Source organism: Herpetosiphon giganteus, from assembly GCF_016907925.1.
Taxonomy (GTDB): domain Bacteria; phylum Chloroflexota; class Chloroflexia; order Chloroflexales; family Herpetosiphonaceae; genus Herpetosiphon; species Herpetosiphon giganteus.
Window position 1 is genome coordinate 93,227 of sequence record NZ_JAFBCZ010000009.1, and the last position, 17,187, is coordinate 110,413.

Here is a 17,187-nt window from a genome sequence, read left to right on the forward strand (position 1 = left end):
TTGTGTAGGATCTCGACCCTTTGCCTATGAGCTTAATTCTTGACATTTTACTCAATGATTTGCGGGCATTAATTCGCGACCTTGGCCAGAATGGCGGCCTGATGAGTCCGTCGGTCTATGATACTGCCCAAGCCTTGCGCTTATACCCAACTCCCAACGAAGATCATGTTTGGCCAGCAGTTAATTGGTTAGTCGGCCAACAACATGCCGATGGTGGTTGGGGTAATCCTGCCATGCCCTTAAGTCGGGCAGTGCCAACTTTAGCGGCGATTTTGGCGCTGCGCCACCATTGCCAACGGCGCTCAACCTTCGATGGCTTGCTCGAAGCCAAACGTTTTCTGCGCCGCCAGCTTGAATATTGGGAAAAACCTTTGCCCGATAATCTGCCAGTTGGCATGGAATTGCTGCTACCGTATATGCTCAAAGAGGCGTACCGCGAGGAACATGCCGACGATGCTGATGGGATTCCGATTAAATTACGCCTCGATATTCCCCTTGCGCCCTATCGCGAATTGATCGCCTTGGGCGAACACAAACGGGCATTGATTCAGCAAAAGAAGCCGCGCGCAGGTACTGCTCCGGTCTATTCGTGGGAAGCGTGGGCAAGCCATGCCGATCCTGGCTTAGTTGATGGCTCCGGTGGAATTGGCCATAGCCCTGCGGCAACTGCTGCCTGGTTATTTGCCGCCAACCATAATCCGAGTTTGCAAGCAGAGATTGCTGGCGCAGAAAGCTACTTGCGCCAAGCATCATTAGCAACATCGGAAAGCGCGCCCTGTATTATGCCAACCGCATGGCCAATTCCCCGTTTCGAGCAATCATTCAGCCTCTATGCCTTGGTAACCGCCGGAATTCTCGATTTTCCGAGCATTCAAGATGTGCTCAAACCACAAATTGCTGATTTACAGCAAGCGCTCAAGCCCAAAGGCATTGGGTTTAGCGATGATTTTATGCCCGATGGCGATGATACAGCGGCAGCAGTTGCCGTGTTGATCGCCGCCGGCTATCCGGTCGATCTTGAAATTTTACGCCAATTTGAGCGCGACCAATGTTTTGTTGCCTATCACGGCGAACTTCAACCTTCAATCTCGCTGACAGCGCGGGCGGTGCATGCCCTCGATTTGGCTGGAGTCGATATTTCGCGCTGGTGGAAGATTTTCATTGATGCCCAAAAGCTTGATGGCAGCTGGAGCGGCGATAAATGGAATACCTCGTGGCTCTATACAACATGTCACGTGTTGATTGCCTTGAAAAACTCGCCCTATAAAACAGCCATGAAAGAAGCGGTTGCGGCGCTACAAGTCCATCAACACCCTGATGGCGGCTGGGGCATTATTCAACGCTCAACCACGGTCGAAACCGCCTATGCAGTGCTGGCTTTGCAAAATTTACGTGATGCGGGGCTGCTTGATAACGATGACATTCGCATGCTCCAACGTGGCTATAATTGGCTCTGCTCTCATTATCGCCCTTTCCGCATGAAAGAGTATCAATGTTGGCTCAATAAAGAAATTTATTGCCCCCAACGGATTGATCGCGCCTATGAGCTAAGCGCCATGTTAGCAGTCACCTTAGGAGATTTAAGGATATGATCCGCGACAGCATTCCAACGCTTGCAGAATTTCTCCAAGCTCCACTTGAATCCATCCGCCAGGTTGCGCCAAAAACCATGGTTTTTTCGAGTGGCGGCAGCCGCCGTAAAGCGGCATTGGCCAATTTGCCAGCAACTGGCGAAGCGTATGCGCGTTGGTCGCACGGACAATTATTAGCATGTTTACAGCTCTTTTTCCGCCACGGCATTAAGCATCTGTTTTTACCAATGCTTTTGCCCAATCAATTCCAAGAAACCACACCAGATTATCGCGAACATCTTGAGGGTTGGGTTGCTCGCGGAGCTGCTGGCTCCGCCATGCGAGAGTTTTATCGCGAACACAATTGGCGAGTGCGCTTGCTCGATACCCAACCATCGCCGATTATCACCGAAGCGGCTCAAAGCCTGCATCAACCTTCCGACAATTCGGAGCAGCCAACCCTCTGGTGGTTTATTGTCCGCGATTCAGAAGATCCTTGGCAAGCTATTTTCCAAGCTGCCCATCAGACTGCCTTCAAAACACGGAGTCAAGCAATTGAGGCGATCTATGGCGAACCAATTCCGCCTGCTGAATTATTGGTTTCATTTGGTAAACCACAGATTAATCAGGATGTGTTACCACCCTTGTTGGTGGGCAATCTGCAATGTTACTGGACGCAAAAACCGGGTTATACCTTGAGCGAAGCCGAATTTCGCCAGATTTTGTATGATTTTGCCTACACGCGCCAAACCTGGCAGAGCGATAAAACCGAACGTACCAAGGCCGCCTTAGAATTTCGGCAGCACTGGGAACGCGGCCCCATTCTCGGGCTTGGCCAACAACTAGGCCCATTTTGGTATCCACAATCAACCAGCATTGAATTAGAGTTGTAGCAGCGTTTTAAGGAGAATTGTGTATGACAGTCTTAGCAACCGATCTATCAGAACCCAACCCACCAAGCATCAACGATGTCGAAACCTATTACGACGCAATGGGGCCATTTTATAAGCTGATTTGGGGTGATAGTGTTCACGGGGGCTATTGGCCAGCGGGCTTAGAACATTTATCATTGCCCGAAGCCCAAGAACATTTGACCTATTTGATGATTGAGAAAACGCCAATTGCCGCTGGTCAACACATGCTTGATCTTGGTTGTGGCACAGGTTTACCAGCAATTCGCATGGCCGCTGCCAAAAACTGTCACGTGCATGGCATTACTGTTGCCCACGGCCAAGTTGCTGAAGCCCAAACTACTATTCAAGCCATGCAAATGCAGGAAAAGGTGCAGATTGCTTGGGGCAACGCCATGGAATTGCCCTTTGCTGATGGGTTTTTCAACGCTGCATGGGCTTTCGAATCAATCTTCCATATGCCCAGCCGCCTGACTGTCTTACAAGAGGCCAATCGCGTGTTGCAAGCTGGCAGCTATTTGGTGCTGACCGATATTGTTGAAGTCAAACCACTAAGCCTTGAGCAAAAACACATCTTTTACCCTGCATTTCAGATCAATACCCTGACCACTAAGCAGGGCTACCTTGAGCTTTTTGATCAAACGGGCTTCGAACAGCTTGAATTGATCGATTTGACCGCAGGAATCGCCAAAACGCTGGCCCACACCAAACTTGGTATCGAGAAAAAACGGGCCGAACTGGAGGCGATTTATCCACCACCAATGTTGGCGATGATCGAACAAACATGGCCGATGGTTGAGAAAATTTATGCAGATTATGTGCGCTATGTGTTGATTGTGGCGCGCAAACGTGGCTAAACTCAGCCATCATTAATTTCAATTGTTGTGCTCATTTTATTCATTCCATATCCCAGATCAGCGACAACGATTTACGTCAATACTTCCGGTTATCAATCAATTAATCGACTCACGAAGGAGTTAATTGTATGTCGCTGATTCAAAAAATGACCAAAGCATTTGTGCTAATTGTCGAAGATAATATCGATAATATGCTGGTACTAACTGAATTATTGAATGTTATGCCAGAAGTGAGCTACAGTAAGGTCCGGCCCTCAGGTAGGCAGCTGTTTGCTTTGCTTGAAAATGATACAGTGCCTGCAATTAATTTAATTTTGTTGGATATTAATCTGCCGCGGGAAAATGGCTATGTGCTGTTGCCCAAAATTCGTGCCCATCCGAAATTATGTAATGCGATTGTGATTGCAGTCAGTGCCCAATCTGAACCCCAAGAAGTGGCCAAAATGCGCGCTGCTGGCTTTGATGGTTTTCTCGCCAAGCCACTCCATTTCCAACGCTTTCCCGAGCAGCTGCGCCGAATTATGAATGGCGAGCAAATTTGGGAAGGCCGTTAAACGAAATACCCAAATAGCTCATTCTTAAGTATCGTGCCCAATAAATTATAGAATAAATAGAGCCAATATATTTGCTAGCTATATAGCTTATTTTGGCTTTGTTAATAAAATTGCCTCAAAATTTGAATTAAATTTAACCAAATTTAGTTTTTTTTGACGTATAATACTCTTTGATCTGTGTGTCCAGGAGAAACAATTCATGGATTTTGCAATGTGGCATAACGTGAAAAGCAAAGTAGGGGTCTTACTTGGCTTGACGCTGTTGGCCGGCTCAATTGGCCAAGCTGCTCCAACCAAAGCCGCCGAGAAGCTGTGTTTCGACCAGCCAGGCGTTGTTGAATGTATTGCTCCCGAGTTCCGCGATTATTGGGAAAAGAACGGTGGCTTGCCCGTTTTTGGCTATCCCCAAACCGCAGCCTATGAAGAAGTCACGCCAGAAGGCAAGTTCTTGGTGCAATATTTCGAGCGCCAACGGCTTGAATATCACCCCGAAACTCCAGCTCCCTTTACGATTTTGCTCGGACGGATTAATGATGAAGTGCTGTTGCGCGAAAACCGCGTCTGGCGCGACTTCCCAACCGCTCCACAAGCCAATGGCTGCCAATTGTTCAGCGAAACTGGCCACAGCGTTTGTGGTGAGTTCTTGAAATATTGGAACTCGCAAGGCTTGGATTTGGGCGAAAACGGCATTACCTACGGCGAATCGTTAGCCTTGTGGGGCTTGCCACTCTCTGATCCACAAGAAGAAATCAATATCGATGGCGATAAAGTCGTGACCCAACACTTCGAGCGCGCGCGCATGGAATGGCACACCAAAGATGGCAAGAACCAAATCTTGCTGACCCGCCTTGGCGTGACCTTGGTGCCCATGCAGCTCAAAATGTTGGCAATCAACGACTTCCACGGCCAAATCTCAACTGGCCGCAAAGTGAGCAACAAAGATGTTGGTGGCGCTGCCTATTTGAGCAGCTACATCAAACAAGCTCGCGCCAAATCCCGCTACTCCTTAACGGTGCAAGCTGGCGATATGGTCGGCGCAAGCCCGCCAAGCTCGGCCTTGTTGCAAGACCAACCAACCATGGAATTCTTGAATACCTTGGGTGTGAACGTCGGCACAATTGGTAACCACGAGTTTGATGAAGGCGTTGATGAACTGATGCGCTTGATCGACGGTGGCTGTCACCCAACCGCTGGCTGCTGGGATGGTGCAAACTATCCTTATATCGCTGCCAACGTGATTGACAAACGCACCAACAAAACCATCTTGCCAGCCTACCACGTTGTCAACGTCGATGGCGCACGGATTGGTTTTATTGGGGTTGTGTTGAAAAACACGCCTGAAATCGTGATTCCTTCGGGCGTTGCAAACCTTGAGTTCATCGATGAAGTGACCGCAATCAACCAAGCAGTTACCGATTTGAACGGCCAAGGCGTGCATGCAATTGTTGTTTTGGCCCACGAAGGTGGCACCCAAAACGCAACCAGTGGCGTAATTACTGGCCCAATCGCCGAAATTGCCAATAATGTGAATGATGATGTTGACGTGATTGTCAGCGCACACACCCACACCTCAATCAGCGGCGAAGTCGATGGCAAATTGATCACCCAAGCGCTGTCGTATAGCACCGCGTTTGCTGATATTGATTTGACGATTGACCGCGCCAAGCGCGATATTGTGGGCAAAAAAGCCACAATCGTCACGACCTTCCACGAAGGCATGACCCCAGATGCTGAAGTTGCAGCGATGGTCAAGAAATATGAAGACCAAGTTGCACCACAAGTCAACCGTGTGGTTGGCTCAGCCTCAATCGCGATCAACAACACCCCCAACGATGCAGGCGAATCGGCCTTGGGCAACTTGATTGCCGATGCCCAACGCAACACCATGAATACCCAATTTGCCTTCATGAATCCTGGTGGCATTCGCGCACCACTCGATGCTGGCGAAATCACTTGGGGCGAGTTGTACGCTATTCAACCATTCAGCAATGATTTGGTTAAGATGACGGTTTCAGGCAACGACATCTACACCTTGCTCAACCAACAATGGCAAACCCAAAGCGATGGCACAGTGCGCGCTCGCATCCTGCAAATTTCAGGCTTGAGCTACACCTGGACTGATGCCAACCCAATTGGTCAAAAGGTGTTAGAAGTTCGCGGTGGCGATGGCCAATTGTTGGATAAAGCTGCAAGCTATACCATCACCGTCAATAGCTTCTTGGCCGATGGCGGCGACGGCTTCGTGGTGCTCAAACAAGGCAGCAACCGCGAAGTTGGCCCAACCGACCTCGATGGCCTCGTACGTTACATCGAAAAATTGGCGCAACCAGTCAATGCCAATGTCGAAAACCGCATCATCAAACAATAAGCTATAATTTTCGACACACGATCACCAATGCAGCAGGCAAGACCTGCTGCATTGTGTTTTAGGGCAACCAGCGCGGCCAAATCGCATCATCAGCACGTTGGTTGGCAGTTGCTGCGGCCAGATCTTGCTGCCAAATTGAATAGCGGATTTGCTGCAAGTCAAGTCTGCTCCAAACCAATTGTTGGCTATCAGGCGACCATTGGGGGTCGAAATTATCGTAGCGTGGATCATCAGTCAGTTGGCGTGGCGGTTGAGGATTGTTGAGATTTAGCAGCCAAAGATCGCCAACTTCGGCTCCCAACAGGCGACGAATATAGGCTAATTGCTGGCCATCAGGAGCCAGCCTTGGATAATAAACATCAGCATCGGTGCTTTCGAGCACAACGCTTAGTTGCTGGCTAGCGAGATCGTAGCGCACCAAACGGCCAAAACGCCCTGCTGCTGGCTCGGTCAATTGCGCAATAATCAGTGCTTGGCTATCGGGCTGCCATGTAAATGTACCAGTGAAGGTTAGTTCGCTTGTCTCGCCTGTCGCCGCTTGCAAGACTAAATTGGGTCGATCAGCCAATTCATAGATCAGCCAGTTGCCATCAGGCGACCATTGTTGGTTCAAGGCTGGCGTTTGATCAGCATCCAAGCTTTGGGGTTGGCTCGCACTTGCGCCAATTTGCCAAATGCTGGAGGGCGCAGGCTCGTCATCAATCAACTCCAATGGTGAACGCAAATAGAGCACTTGATCGTTAACTGGATGGCAGGTGGCTTGGCTCAACACTGCCGCAGGATCATCAACCAAGGTTTGGGTTTGACGCATATTTACATCACTTGCTAGTAAGCGATTCGTGCCGCTCAGCTTCGTCGTATAAATCAAGCGTCCTTGACTAAGACAGACTGGCCCATTGACACCAGAGGCAATGGTTTGCGGCGCTGTATTTTGGCTGCTCATGACCAAATTCGCCTCAGCCAAGGGCTGTTGGACGTAGCCCAAACGCCAACTTTGTGGGCCAACGGTTGGCACAGCGGTTGATTGCTGCGCACCACAACTGATTAAACTAGCAAGAATTGCTAAAAATAGGATCCAACGCATGCGATCAAATTCCCCTAAATACCTAGAATCCGTCAGGCTCACTGTTTTGCAGCAGCGGCCATGACGGATTATACGCCAGACGAATAATAATTATTTATAGCGAATGTGTAAGTGATTATCGTGATTTGGGTACGAAGTCGTCAAGCCTTCGTTAATCAACACTGGATCATTGAAGTAGATCACGGTAATTTGGCCAGGGGCGGCGGCGCGAATCGCTTTGACCAAATTGCGGGTTGCGGCCCGATCGTAGGTGCTTGATTGCCATGTGATGCGGCTGCCGGAGCATTGATTGCTATCGCTGCGAATTGGCCAAATATCCACATCGAGGCCTGTTTCGTGCGACGCATGGCCTGGAATATCGCCGCCATGCTCAAAGCTAATATCGCCAAGTGGCACTTTGCCTTTGCCAAAGCTGGCAAAATTACTGCTTGCTTCTTCCAATTGGGCCACGGTTGAGGCTACGCCCCAGTTGGCATTGCCATTGCCATCGGGATCTTTATCGCAGATATTGGCGCTCATATCGGCATATTCATAGTGCCAAATCAAATTTTTCCAAGTTGTGGGGCCAACCACGCCATCGGCGCTCAAGCCAGCATGGCTCTGAAAACTCTTGACAGCGCTTTCGGTGCCTGCGCCAAAATCGCCGTCGACCGTCAGGCCTGCATTGCGTTTGGCGTTCAACAAGGTTTGCACAGCTTTGACGGCGTTGCCATTATCGCCACGACGCACGGTGACGACCAACGCGCCCCACGTATTTGGACCAATGATGCCATCGGCTCCAAGGCCTTTGCTGGATTGAAAGCTCTTGACCGAGCTTTCGGTACCTGAGCCAAATACGCCATCGGCATCGATATTGAGCAAATATTGCATCGCCTTGACATCGCTGCCGCGATTGCCCTTGCTAACAGTGTGAAAAAATGCCGCTGAAAATGCCTGCGCCGTGTTGATCGAACTCAGCATAATGCCAAGAATTAATGTACAACTGGCGATTCGCCAAACCAAAGCTTTCATGAAGTAACCTCACTACATCGCTAAGTTATTCCAGCTATTCAGGCCAACCACGCCATCAACCGTCAATTGACGATTGGTTTGGAAGGCACGCACCAAGGTATTTACGCCGGTGCCAAAGTTGCCATCAATCGTGGTTGGATAATTTTGCACGCTCAGTTGATTTTGCAAGGCTTTGACGGCCTCACCAGTATCGTTCAAGCGCACGGTCATAATCAGTTTTTCCCATGTCGCCGCCCCAACAATCCCATCGGAGGTGAGGCCATTGGCGGTTTGAAAGGTTTTGACGGCGGTTTCGGTGCCTGGGCCAAACGCGCCATCGGCGGTAATCGTCGCGCCACGTGCCCGCAAGAGATATTGCATGGTTTTGGCAAGGCCAGTCGCTGGCGTGTTGCGGCGTAAAATCGGCCACATGCGGCCAACCGCACCACCATTGAGCGTCGTATCGACGGCGGTGCGCAATTGAGGCAACAAGCTATAGAGCGTATCGCCCGGGCAGCTGGTGCTATCCAAATCGCGGTGACCCACAATATCGTTGGCAGTAAGGCCATATTGCTGGCAAATATAGGCAATCAAGGCTACCAGTTTATTCCACAATGGCAGGCTTGGCGTGACATTCATATACAAGCCTTCGCATTCGATGCCAATATGGGTTTCATTATGGCCATCGACGTGCGCACCCTGCACATGCTTCGTGCCGCCCTGCAAAATGCTCAGGCTTTGATGGCGACCTTCCATAATCCAGCCACCACGGCTGATCGTAAATTGTTGGCCAGTATCGATCCAGCCACGATTGAAGTGGCTTTGTTGAATTTGGCGAGCCACTTGCCAAGCCTTGTTGCGGGTAAAATCGTTGGTGTTGAGGTTGGTGGTGTGGTGAACGACGATGCCAATTGGCTTTTGATTGAGCACATTAATTGGCTCTTTGGCTGCGGCAGAACCCCAAGCAGCAGTGCCATCGATGGCTGGGGTTGGCACGACGGCGTGGGCCGAGCGCAACAAACGTAATTCCGTCCCGCCAACGACCACACTCATTGCTACGCCCATTGATAACTTGCCAAATGTTCGGCGCGAAATTTTCTTCATTGCAGGGCTTTCCTTTGTTCAAAAAACAAGCCCCACGTTAGACAACGTGAGGCTTGCAGGCAAGGTCGATTATGGGCGCGGCCAAGCGCAGTGAATGTGGGTGCTGTGGCCGGAATCGCCGGGGCCAAGCACTTCGGTTGCGCCGAGGTTTGCGCATTTGTTGCGGAATGATTGTTGGTTGGGGTGTGATGCGCTAACGTGTGAGCCGTTGATGACGTTGACATCGACCGCAACGCCAGCATAGTGACGTGAATTTGCGCTGTGCGAGCCGCCAGCAATTTCGCTGACCGAGTAGCTCCACGATTGCGAGAGGGTAATCATGCCGTTCAAGAGTGAGGCAGCGAGGTTGACCGAGCCACCTGGAGCATTGCCATAGCTGCTGCGGCGAGCTGCGCCACCATTCGCGGTATCAACAATGTTTTGGCGGGCGGTTGCGCTATCGGAAACGCCTGAGGTGTGGATGGTTGCCAAAGCGATGCGGCTGCTATCGCGGATGGTGCGAGCCAAATCGGCGCGGGTTGAGCCGCCGCCACCGCTGGCATTGCCAGTCAAGGCAGCCCAAGTATCAGCACCAACGATGCCATCTGCGCCTAAGCCTTTGCTTGATTGGAAGCTCTTGACTGCCGACAACGTGCCAGCGCCAAAATCGCCATCAACCGTCAGCGAGTGGCCGTGTTTGCGCAATTGGCGTTGCAAAGCATTGACAACGATATTGTTATCGCCTGAGCGCACAACAACCACCAATTGTTCCCAAGTATTTGGGCCAACCACGCCATCGGCGCTCAAGCCTTTGCTCGATTGAAAGCTTTTGACTGCCGACAAGGTGCCAGGGCCGAAATCGCCATCGACGGTCAAGCTATAGCCACGTTGTTTCAACATTGCTTGCACGGTGTAGACGTTATCGCCGGTGTCGCCATTGCTGACCGTTGCCCAAGTGCGAGCTGCTACGCCGCGTGCCAAGGGGCCGAAACTCGCAAACGCCACTAAGGCTATGGTTAGGCCGCTGAACCAAAATGCCCATCGCTTGTGCATAATCGCTATCCTTCCTTGTGAATGACACCAAAAAAGATCGGGAATGGGACTGTTGCATGATTGTCGAAAAGCGCTTTTCGTAGGTATACTATATACAACGCTTCTTAAAAAATTCTAAAAAACTTGTTATATTTCTAAAAAACATCTTAAGAAGCCTTCAAGGAGCAACGAGCCACTAGGAGGTTCCATGACGCAACAGCCTACGATCTTAGTGATTCAGCCAGATCGCGCCTTGCAAGCCTTGATTGTGCGGGTGTTAAAAACCGCTAGTTTTCAGGTTGTGCGCAGCACCAGCATTCACGAGGCCCAAGCCTTAGTCGAGCAAGAAGCCTTCGATTTGGTCGTGATCGATCAGTGGATGCCCGACCACGATGCGTTAGAATTTTGCCGTAGTTTGCGTGAGCATTCGAGCGTGCCGTTGCTGATGGTTGGAGCCAGCAGTGATGCCTATATGCGCGGGATTGCGCTCGATCAAGGCATTGATGATTATGTGATTACGCCGTTTCACGAAAGCGAATTTTTGGCCCGCGTGCGTGCATTATTGCGCCGCAGTCAACAAACAACCTTGCAACAACAGCCCAACTATACCGAATGCGGCTCGTTGCTGATCAATTGGCAGGATCAGCAAGTACGCAAACATGGCGAGCTGGTGCATCTGACCAAGACTGAATGGGCTTTGCTCAAATTATTTATTCAATATCATGGCCAAGTATTGACCCACCGCATGCTGTTGCAACAGGTTTGGGGCAAAAGCTATAGCGAAGATCGCGCTTATTTGCACGCCTATATGCGGCGCTTGCGAGCCAAGCTCGAAGACGACCCAACCAAGCCGCAGTTAATTCACTCCGAATCGGGAATTGGCTATCGCTTTGCGCGCATCGAAGCGCCCAGTTATGCGCCAGCAGCCAATCCAGCGAGCCTTGCCCATTTACGCTTGCCCTATCCCATCGCCGCCCTAATTGGCCGCCAGCATGAGTTAACCACGCTCCAAGCATTGTTGGCCAAACCAGAAGCGCGGCTGATCACGATAACGGGCATGGGCGGTTCAGGCAAAACGAGCCTTGCTAGCTATATCGCCCAAACCATGCACCAAACGCAACAAATTCCAGTAGTTTTTGTGGCGCTCGATACGGTTAATGACCCGAGTTTGGTGGCGGCAACCCTCGCTCGCGCTGCTGGATTACGCGACCATGGCGATGATGAGTCGCTTGAACGCTTACAAGATTGGGTTGGCCAACAAACCATACTGCTCATTTTAGATAATTTTGAACAAGTGCTGGCCGCAGCACCGCAAGTTAGCCAATTGCTCCAGCATTGCCCAAATTTAAAAATTGTAGTTACGAGCCGCATTGTGTTGGGCATTTATGGCGAATATGAATTTGTGTTGCCGCCGCTGGGCTTGCCCGATTTGCAACAAAGCCCTGAATTCGAGCAAATTGCTGCCAGCCCCGCCATTCAACTCTTTGTCCAGCGCGCGCAGGCAGTTGATAGCCAGTTTCGCTTGACCGCTGAAAACGCTGCCATCGTGGCCGAAATTTGTGTGCGGCTTGATGGTTTGGCCTTGGCGATTGAGTTGGCGGCGGTGCATAGCAAATTCTATCCACCACAGGTGATGCTGCAACGGCTTAATCAGCGGCTTGATTTTCTCCAGCACAATAGCCCAGATCGCACGCCACGCCAACATTCCTTGCGCGGCGCAATCGATTGGAGCTACGAACTGCTTGGCAGCTACGAGCAAACGATTTTCCAAGGCATTGGCTTGTTTGCTGGCAGTTTTACCCGCGATGCGGCCCAAGCTTTGTGGCCCAATGACGAGCCAAGCAGGATCGAACGCGGCTTGCACCACTTGGTTAATGCCAGTTTGTTGCAACGCGAAACCAGCAGCGATGGCTTAAGCTGGTTCGCCATGCTCGATACAATTCGCGAATATAGCCTAAGCAAATTGCCCAAAGGCGAGGCTCATTGGCTGCAACAACAACTACTTGATTATTATGTTGAGTTAATGCAGCAAGCAGAGCAGGCCTTCTTGGTCAGCAACCACACCGGCTGGATCAAGCGGCTTGAACGCGAATTGCCCACGATTCGCAGCATTCTCGCATGGGGCATTCAGCAAGATAATGCCATGGCGGTGTGGCAATTGGGCGCTAGTTTTTGGCGTTTTTGGCACGAGCAAGGCCAAATTAGCGAAGGCCGCGAGTGGCTGGCCAAAATCCAACAGCTGCAACCAACCAGTATTCCGCTGGCAATTCGCGATAAAGTGCGGCTTGGCGCTGGCGTACTGGCCTTTATCCAAGATGATTATGCGGCGGCCAATCGGGCATTTGGCGAAGTGCTGGTTGAGCCACGCAGCGAACATCAAACAAAGGCAATTGCCCACGCCTTGACCAACATTGGCATGGTCGCCTATTGGCAAGGTCGCTACGCCGAGGCAATTCAGGCCTTGCAAGAAAGCTTGCCTTTGCTCAAAATGCTTGATGATCGCTATGGCTTGGCCAGCAGTTTGCGCCATTTGGGCATGAGCCAATTGGTGCAACATGGCTCGCGCAGCGCCTTGGCCTTGTTGGCCGAAAGCCTCAGTTTTTATCAAGAGCTTGGCAGCAAAAGCGGCATTGGCACAGCAATGGGCTTCTATGGCCGAGCGCTCCTAATCTACGGCGACGATCATGAAGCCCAGCAATGGCTCGAACAGAGCATCGCCATGCTTGAGCCATTGGGCAACTGGCCAGCGGTTGCGCGGAGCCAAACCTTTCTCGCTCGGGTTGCCTTGGCCCAAAAACGCTATGCTGATGCTCAACAGCTGCTGCATGAAAGCCTTGCCACGCTCTATCGCGTTGGCGACCGCGAAGGTGTGGCGGCTTCAATCGAAGGCTTGGCGGTTTGGAGTGCACTTAATCAGCAGCCAGAGCGTGCCCAAGCGCTTTGGGCGGGCGCTCACTGGCTGCGCGAACTACTCGGTGCGCCAATTCCACCAGCCGATCATCAAGCCTTACGCCGGATGTTGCCGCATCAGTTTAGCTTTGTTCAGCAAACGCAGGCCCCGAAATCGCTGCGCCACTTGGTTGGTTGTGCCTTGGCCGCCGATTGCAGCTCGTTGGGCTGCGCTGAGCATGGGTAGCAAAGAGCATAGAACATAGAACATAGAGCATAGAGCATAGATTATTTTTGATCCACGAAGCGCACGAAGAGCACGAAGCGGATGAGGCTATTGGCTTTTGGCTCTTGGCGAGCGGAACAATTGGTGGGTGATGCAACAGTGGTTGGCACTGTACGGATACCAGTCCCCAGCCCCTGACCCCCGACCCCTCGCACAAAACCCCTGCGTTTCCCTCCGGCGGAGGGACGGAAGGGTGGCGAAATCCAATGAGATCAACAATTTCCACGTTTATACATCTAATTTCGATTTTTGTGGAGATACATTTTCAATGATCGTCTATCAATCGACCCTTGAGCACATTCGTTCAATTATCAAAGTACAAACAAATCTCGATATTATCGATTCAATTAGCATTCAAAATAGCAAAATAGTGTTCATCAATAGCTTACATTTGCCAATTATTCGCCGAATAATGGAAGAATATACTATTAATTTAAATGGTTTATATTTGCTTAAACCAATTCATCTATTAAACGATTCAATTAATCTCGATACAATTTTTATTGATCAATCGATTAATCGGCCAAATGCAATCATCGATAAACGCAACATCGATTATACAATTTGGCTTGAATCTGAGGCAAGCTCAGCTGAATTCCACAATCAATTCAATCGAACACTCGATGCTATTAATATGAGTATAAGCTTTACCGATGGGGATAACTTTAGCTTTAGTATTGAAACATTCGACTTTTTTGATCTTCAATTAACTAAATCAGCTGAATTGGGTTTATTTGAAACACCAGATATTTTGATTCAGAGCCTCGATCGGCCAACAATTGAATGCATGGTTGCGCATCTGATCGAGCATAATCAGCTTGATGATAGATTTTTAACCACATAGGGGAATCTTTTTTAACCACGAAGAGGGATTTGTACCAGCAGCACATTCCACAACATAAACATTTGGGGTGCAGGGGATGAAAACCCCTGCGTTTCCCTCCGGCGGAGGGACGGAAGGGTGGCGAAATTCAATGAGATCAACAACTTCCACGGTTAGAATAAAAGCCTAGATTCAACAATAATCTACAGATTAAATCAAAAAGCCAGCGATCAACACATGATCGCTGGCCTGCTATTCAAGGCTTATTGGCTAACTTCGATTGGAGCGCCTGCTGGTGGAGCGAAGAAATCGGCTGGGTAATCAGCATTAACTTCGAATTCAGTATAGGCTGATTCAACGAACATATCGCCATTCGATTCGTAATACTCCGACTTCAGCACCACAAACAACTCATCATCAATCCAGAATTTGAGTCGGCTGTTGGCTTGGTCGCTATCGCCACCAATCACGCATTCGATCACCAAGGCATCGCGACCCAAGAAGCTTTCTTGACCAACGGTTGAAAGTTGATCGCCTGGTTGGGCGCACAAACCGTCGCTATTGCCATTCGAGTCGAGCGAAGCGGTTGGGTTTGGAATCACATACAATGCGCCATCCAATTCGCTTGAACTGAACTGGGAAACGGTGCCATCAACTGTATTAGGCTGGCCTGCTGGCGAGATCCAAGCCCAAGCATCAGCGCCATTCATAATTTGGGTTTCGTATTGTTCGGCGCTGGTTTCGCTGCCTGGCCAAACAATTTCTTTGCGCAATTTATTTGGTTGCTGGACCCAAATTTCTTCGCTGACCGTGCTGCCAGTTCCTGGCACATGGGTTTCGAGCACGCCATGCAGCGAATCGATGCCAGTCAAACCAAAGGCGGTTACTTGTTCGGCGCGGCGCAAGGCTTCTTTGGCACTAACTTGGCTGACTTGGCTTGGCAGCAAGCCAAAACCAACTGCGGCCAATGCTACTCCAGTCGCGGCCATCATCGCTGGGCGCAACCAGCCCGTGCGACGGGTTTGTGGCTTGAGGCTAGCTTGTTGTTGCAATGGTTTGAGCATGTTGAGCGATCCTTCGGGAATTTCGTGCTCTGCCACGTTGGCGAGTGCTTTTGAGATGGTATTATCGTTATGCATTACAGACTCCTCGACTACACAGATTCATTAATAATTGGGGCTAAGAGCCGACGTAGACGTTCGCGAGCACCCAACAGGCGTTGTTTGATCGCGCCTGGGCTGGTGGCTGCATCGTGAGCCATTTCGGCTTCGCTCATGCCAAGGTAATAGCGTTGCACAATTGCCGCACGCTGCAACGGCGTTAGTTGATTCAAGGCCTGCACGACGGTTTCGCGCATAGCATCTTGTTCTAGCAAGGCCTCTGGTTGCGGCTCATTGCTCATCAATTCTTCAAACATTGCCAAACCAGCAGCGTTCGATTGATCAAGTGATCGGTGACGTTCGCGGCGTTGGGCATCTTTCAAGGCATCATTCAACACAATTTTCATAAACCACGGCCCAAAGGCCCGCTGGCTATCAAATTGTTGGATGCGCTGCACCACCCGCAGAAAAGCCGATTGAACAATATCTTCGGCGGCAGATCGATCGCGGACAACCAAGATCGCTGCTCGCACTGCCTGATATTGATATTGGTGAACCAAGGGGGCCAGCCCAGCAATATCACCTTGTTTGAGTCGAGCTATAGCCTCGTGATCGTGCATATCCTTCCTTTCAGCCTAAGATTGAGAGCGCTCTCGCTTTATATATCCAAGAGCAGGCCAAAAAGTTAGGTCTAAGGATAGAACAAAGAACAAAGAGCAAAGAAGAAAAGTCAGAAGGATGAGGGATGAAGGATGAAAGCAAAAGTCAAAAATCAAATCAGAAGCCCATAGCCACCAGCCTATAACCACAGCTTCGTACCCTTCTTGGAGAGCATGTTTAACGCAGAGGCGCAGAGAAATAAGGCTATGGGATGGTGGCTATCGGAACATCATTCTTGCAATTCGTGCAATTCGTAGCAAAAATGAAGCCTTCGTGTTCTTCGCGCTCTTCGTGGTTCCGATGCGAGGGATCGGGTGTCAGGGATTGGGGATCGGTTCCGTGTCAATTCCCAACGTCTTTGCTAAACCTGTTAAATTCCGATAGCCAACAGCCAACAGCCTGATCCTCTGCGCCTCTGCGTTAAAATTCTCTTCGTGAGTCTTTTTCTATCGAATAGAGCATTGCCGGCGTGCCATCGAGCACAATTTCACGCTCTATGTGCATGCCCATTTTTTCAGCAACCCGCATCGAAGCAGCATTTTCGGGAATTGGCAAACAAATCAGGCGCTCAAAATTCAATACATCAAAGCCATAAGCCACAATTGCTTGGGCTGCCTCGGTTGCCAAACCCTGCCCCCAATAGGCTCGATCGAGCAAATAGGCCACTTCAACTTCTTGGCGCTCATCGATGACCCACGGCAATAAGCCACAACGCCCAATAAATGCTCCGGTTGGCTTATAAATCGTCGCCCATAAACCATAGCCATACTCGCCATAATACACCTTGATAATCCAATCAAGCTCAGCTTTAGTTTCCTCGCGATCCAACACGCCCTCGGGAAAATGCTCGCGAATAATCGGATCTCGGTAAAGCCGAAATAAAGCATCAAGATCGGCATCCGTTAGTTTGCGTAACATCAGGCGTTCGGTTTCAAGAATAATCTGATCAGCCATAAACTGCTCCTTAAACTGTTTACTG

At 50.2% G+C, this 17,187-nt stretch carries 14 protein-coding genes; 7 read left to right on the forward strand and 7 right to left on the reverse strand.

Annotated features, from left to right (window positions below; translation table 11 throughout):
* The first annotated feature begins 26 nt into the window (after positions 1–26).
* From JOD20_RS10215 to JOD20_RS10235, 5 genes are all read left to right on the forward strand, one after another.
* Complete coding sequence (locus tag JOD20_RS10215; RefSeq protein WP_204755172.1) at positions 27–1,592, forward strand: prenyltransferase/squalene oxidase repeat-containing protein; 1,566 nt, start codon at positions 27–29, stop codon at positions 1,590–1,592.
* The gene (locus JOD20_RS10220) at positions 1,589–2,464 is read left to right on the forward strand and encodes a (+)-kolavelool synthase (RefSeq protein WP_204755173.1); all 876 of its coding nucleotides are present in this window, start codon (positions 1,589–1,591) and stop codon (positions 2,462–2,464) included. The genes JOD20_RS10215 and JOD20_RS10220 overlap by 4 nt, the downstream gene beginning before the upstream one ends.
* A 23-nt stretch (positions 2,465–2,487) precedes the next feature.
* Positions 2,488–3,339, forward strand: coding sequence for an SAM-dependent methyltransferase (locus tag JOD20_RS10225; RefSeq protein ID WP_204755174.1), 852 nt, complete (start codon positions 2,488–2,490; stop codon positions 3,337–3,339).
* Positions 3,340–3,467: 128 nt separating this feature from the next.
* On the forward strand, positions 3,468–3,893 hold the full coding sequence (locus JOD20_RS10230) for a response regulator (protein ID WP_204755175.1): 426 nt from the start codon (positions 3,468–3,470) through the stop codon (positions 3,891–3,893).
* A gap of 199 nt (positions 3,894–4,092) precedes the next feature.
* The gene (locus JOD20_RS10235) at positions 4,093–6,261 is read left to right on the forward strand and encodes a bifunctional metallophosphatase/5'-nucleotidase (RefSeq protein WP_204755176.1); all 2,169 of its coding nucleotides are present in this window, start codon (positions 4,093–4,095) and stop codon (positions 6,259–6,261) included.
* Between the two features lie 58 nt (positions 6,262–6,319).
* Here JOD20_RS10235 and JOD20_RS10240 read toward each other — a convergent pair whose 3' ends face one another.
* From JOD20_RS10240 to JOD20_RS10255, 4 genes are all read right to left on the reverse strand, one after another.
* Positions 6,320–7,345 (reverse strand): TolB family protein, encoded by a 1,026-nt coding sequence (locus JOD20_RS10240; protein WP_204755177.1) that lies wholly within the window; start codon positions 7,343–7,345, stop codon positions 6,320–6,322.
* 90 nt (positions 7,346–7,435) lie between these two features.
* Complete coding sequence (locus tag JOD20_RS10245; protein ID WP_204755178.1) at positions 7,436–8,356, reverse strand: penicillin-insensitive murein endopeptidase; 921 nt, start codon at positions 8,354–8,356, stop codon at positions 7,436–7,438.
* Between the two features lie 12 nt (positions 8,357–8,368).
* Positions 8,369–9,439, reverse strand: coding sequence for a peptidoglycan recognition protein family protein (locus tag JOD20_RS10250; protein ID WP_204755179.1), 1,071 nt, complete (start codon positions 9,437–9,439; stop codon positions 8,369–8,371).
* 69 nt (positions 9,440–9,508) lie between these two features.
* Complete coding sequence (locus JOD20_RS10255; protein ID WP_204755180.1) at positions 9,509–10,471, reverse strand: peptidoglycan-binding domain-containing protein; 963 nt, start codon at positions 10,469–10,471, stop codon at positions 9,509–9,511.
* A 187-nt stretch (positions 10,472–10,658) separates the two neighbouring features.
* Here JOD20_RS10255 and JOD20_RS10260 point away from each other — a divergent pair, with 187 nt between their 5' ends.
* Together JOD20_RS10260 and JOD20_RS10265 are read left to right on the forward strand one after the other, a co-directional pair.
* The gene (locus JOD20_RS10260; protein WP_204755181.1) at positions 10,659–13,586 is read left to right on the forward strand and encodes a winged helix-turn-helix domain-containing protein; all 2,928 of its coding nucleotides are present in this window, start codon (positions 10,659–10,661) and stop codon (positions 13,584–13,586) included.
* A 307-nt stretch (positions 13,587–13,893) separates the two neighbouring features.
* Positions 13,894–14,469, forward strand: a complete 576-nt coding sequence (locus JOD20_RS10265; RefSeq protein ID WP_204755182.1) for a hypothetical protein — start codon at positions 13,894–13,896, stop codon at positions 14,467–14,469.
* Between the two features lie 242 nt (positions 14,470–14,711).
* Here JOD20_RS10265 and JOD20_RS10270 read toward each other — a convergent pair whose 3' ends face one another.
* The 3 genes from JOD20_RS10270 to JOD20_RS10280 all read right to left on the reverse strand — a co-directional run bounded on the left by JOD20_RS10270 (position 14,712) and on the right by JOD20_RS10280 (position 17,162).
* Positions 14,712–15,587, reverse strand: coding sequence for a LolA family protein (locus JOD20_RS10270; protein ID WP_204755183.1), 876 nt, complete (start codon positions 15,585–15,587; stop codon positions 14,712–14,714).
* A 14-nt stretch (positions 15,588–15,601) separates the two neighbouring features.
* Positions 15,602–16,168, reverse strand: coding sequence for an RNA polymerase sigma factor (locus JOD20_RS10275; protein ID WP_204755184.1), 567 nt, complete (start codon positions 16,166–16,168; stop codon positions 15,602–15,604).
* 460 nt (positions 16,169–16,628) lie between these two features.
* Positions 16,629–17,162 carry a GNAT family N-acetyltransferase gene (locus JOD20_RS10280; RefSeq protein ID WP_204755185.1) on the reverse strand — a complete coding sequence of 178 codons (534 nt, stop codon included), beginning with the start codon at positions 17,160–17,162 and terminating at the stop codon, positions 16,629–16,631.
* Positions 17,163–17,187 lie beyond the last annotated feature (25 nt).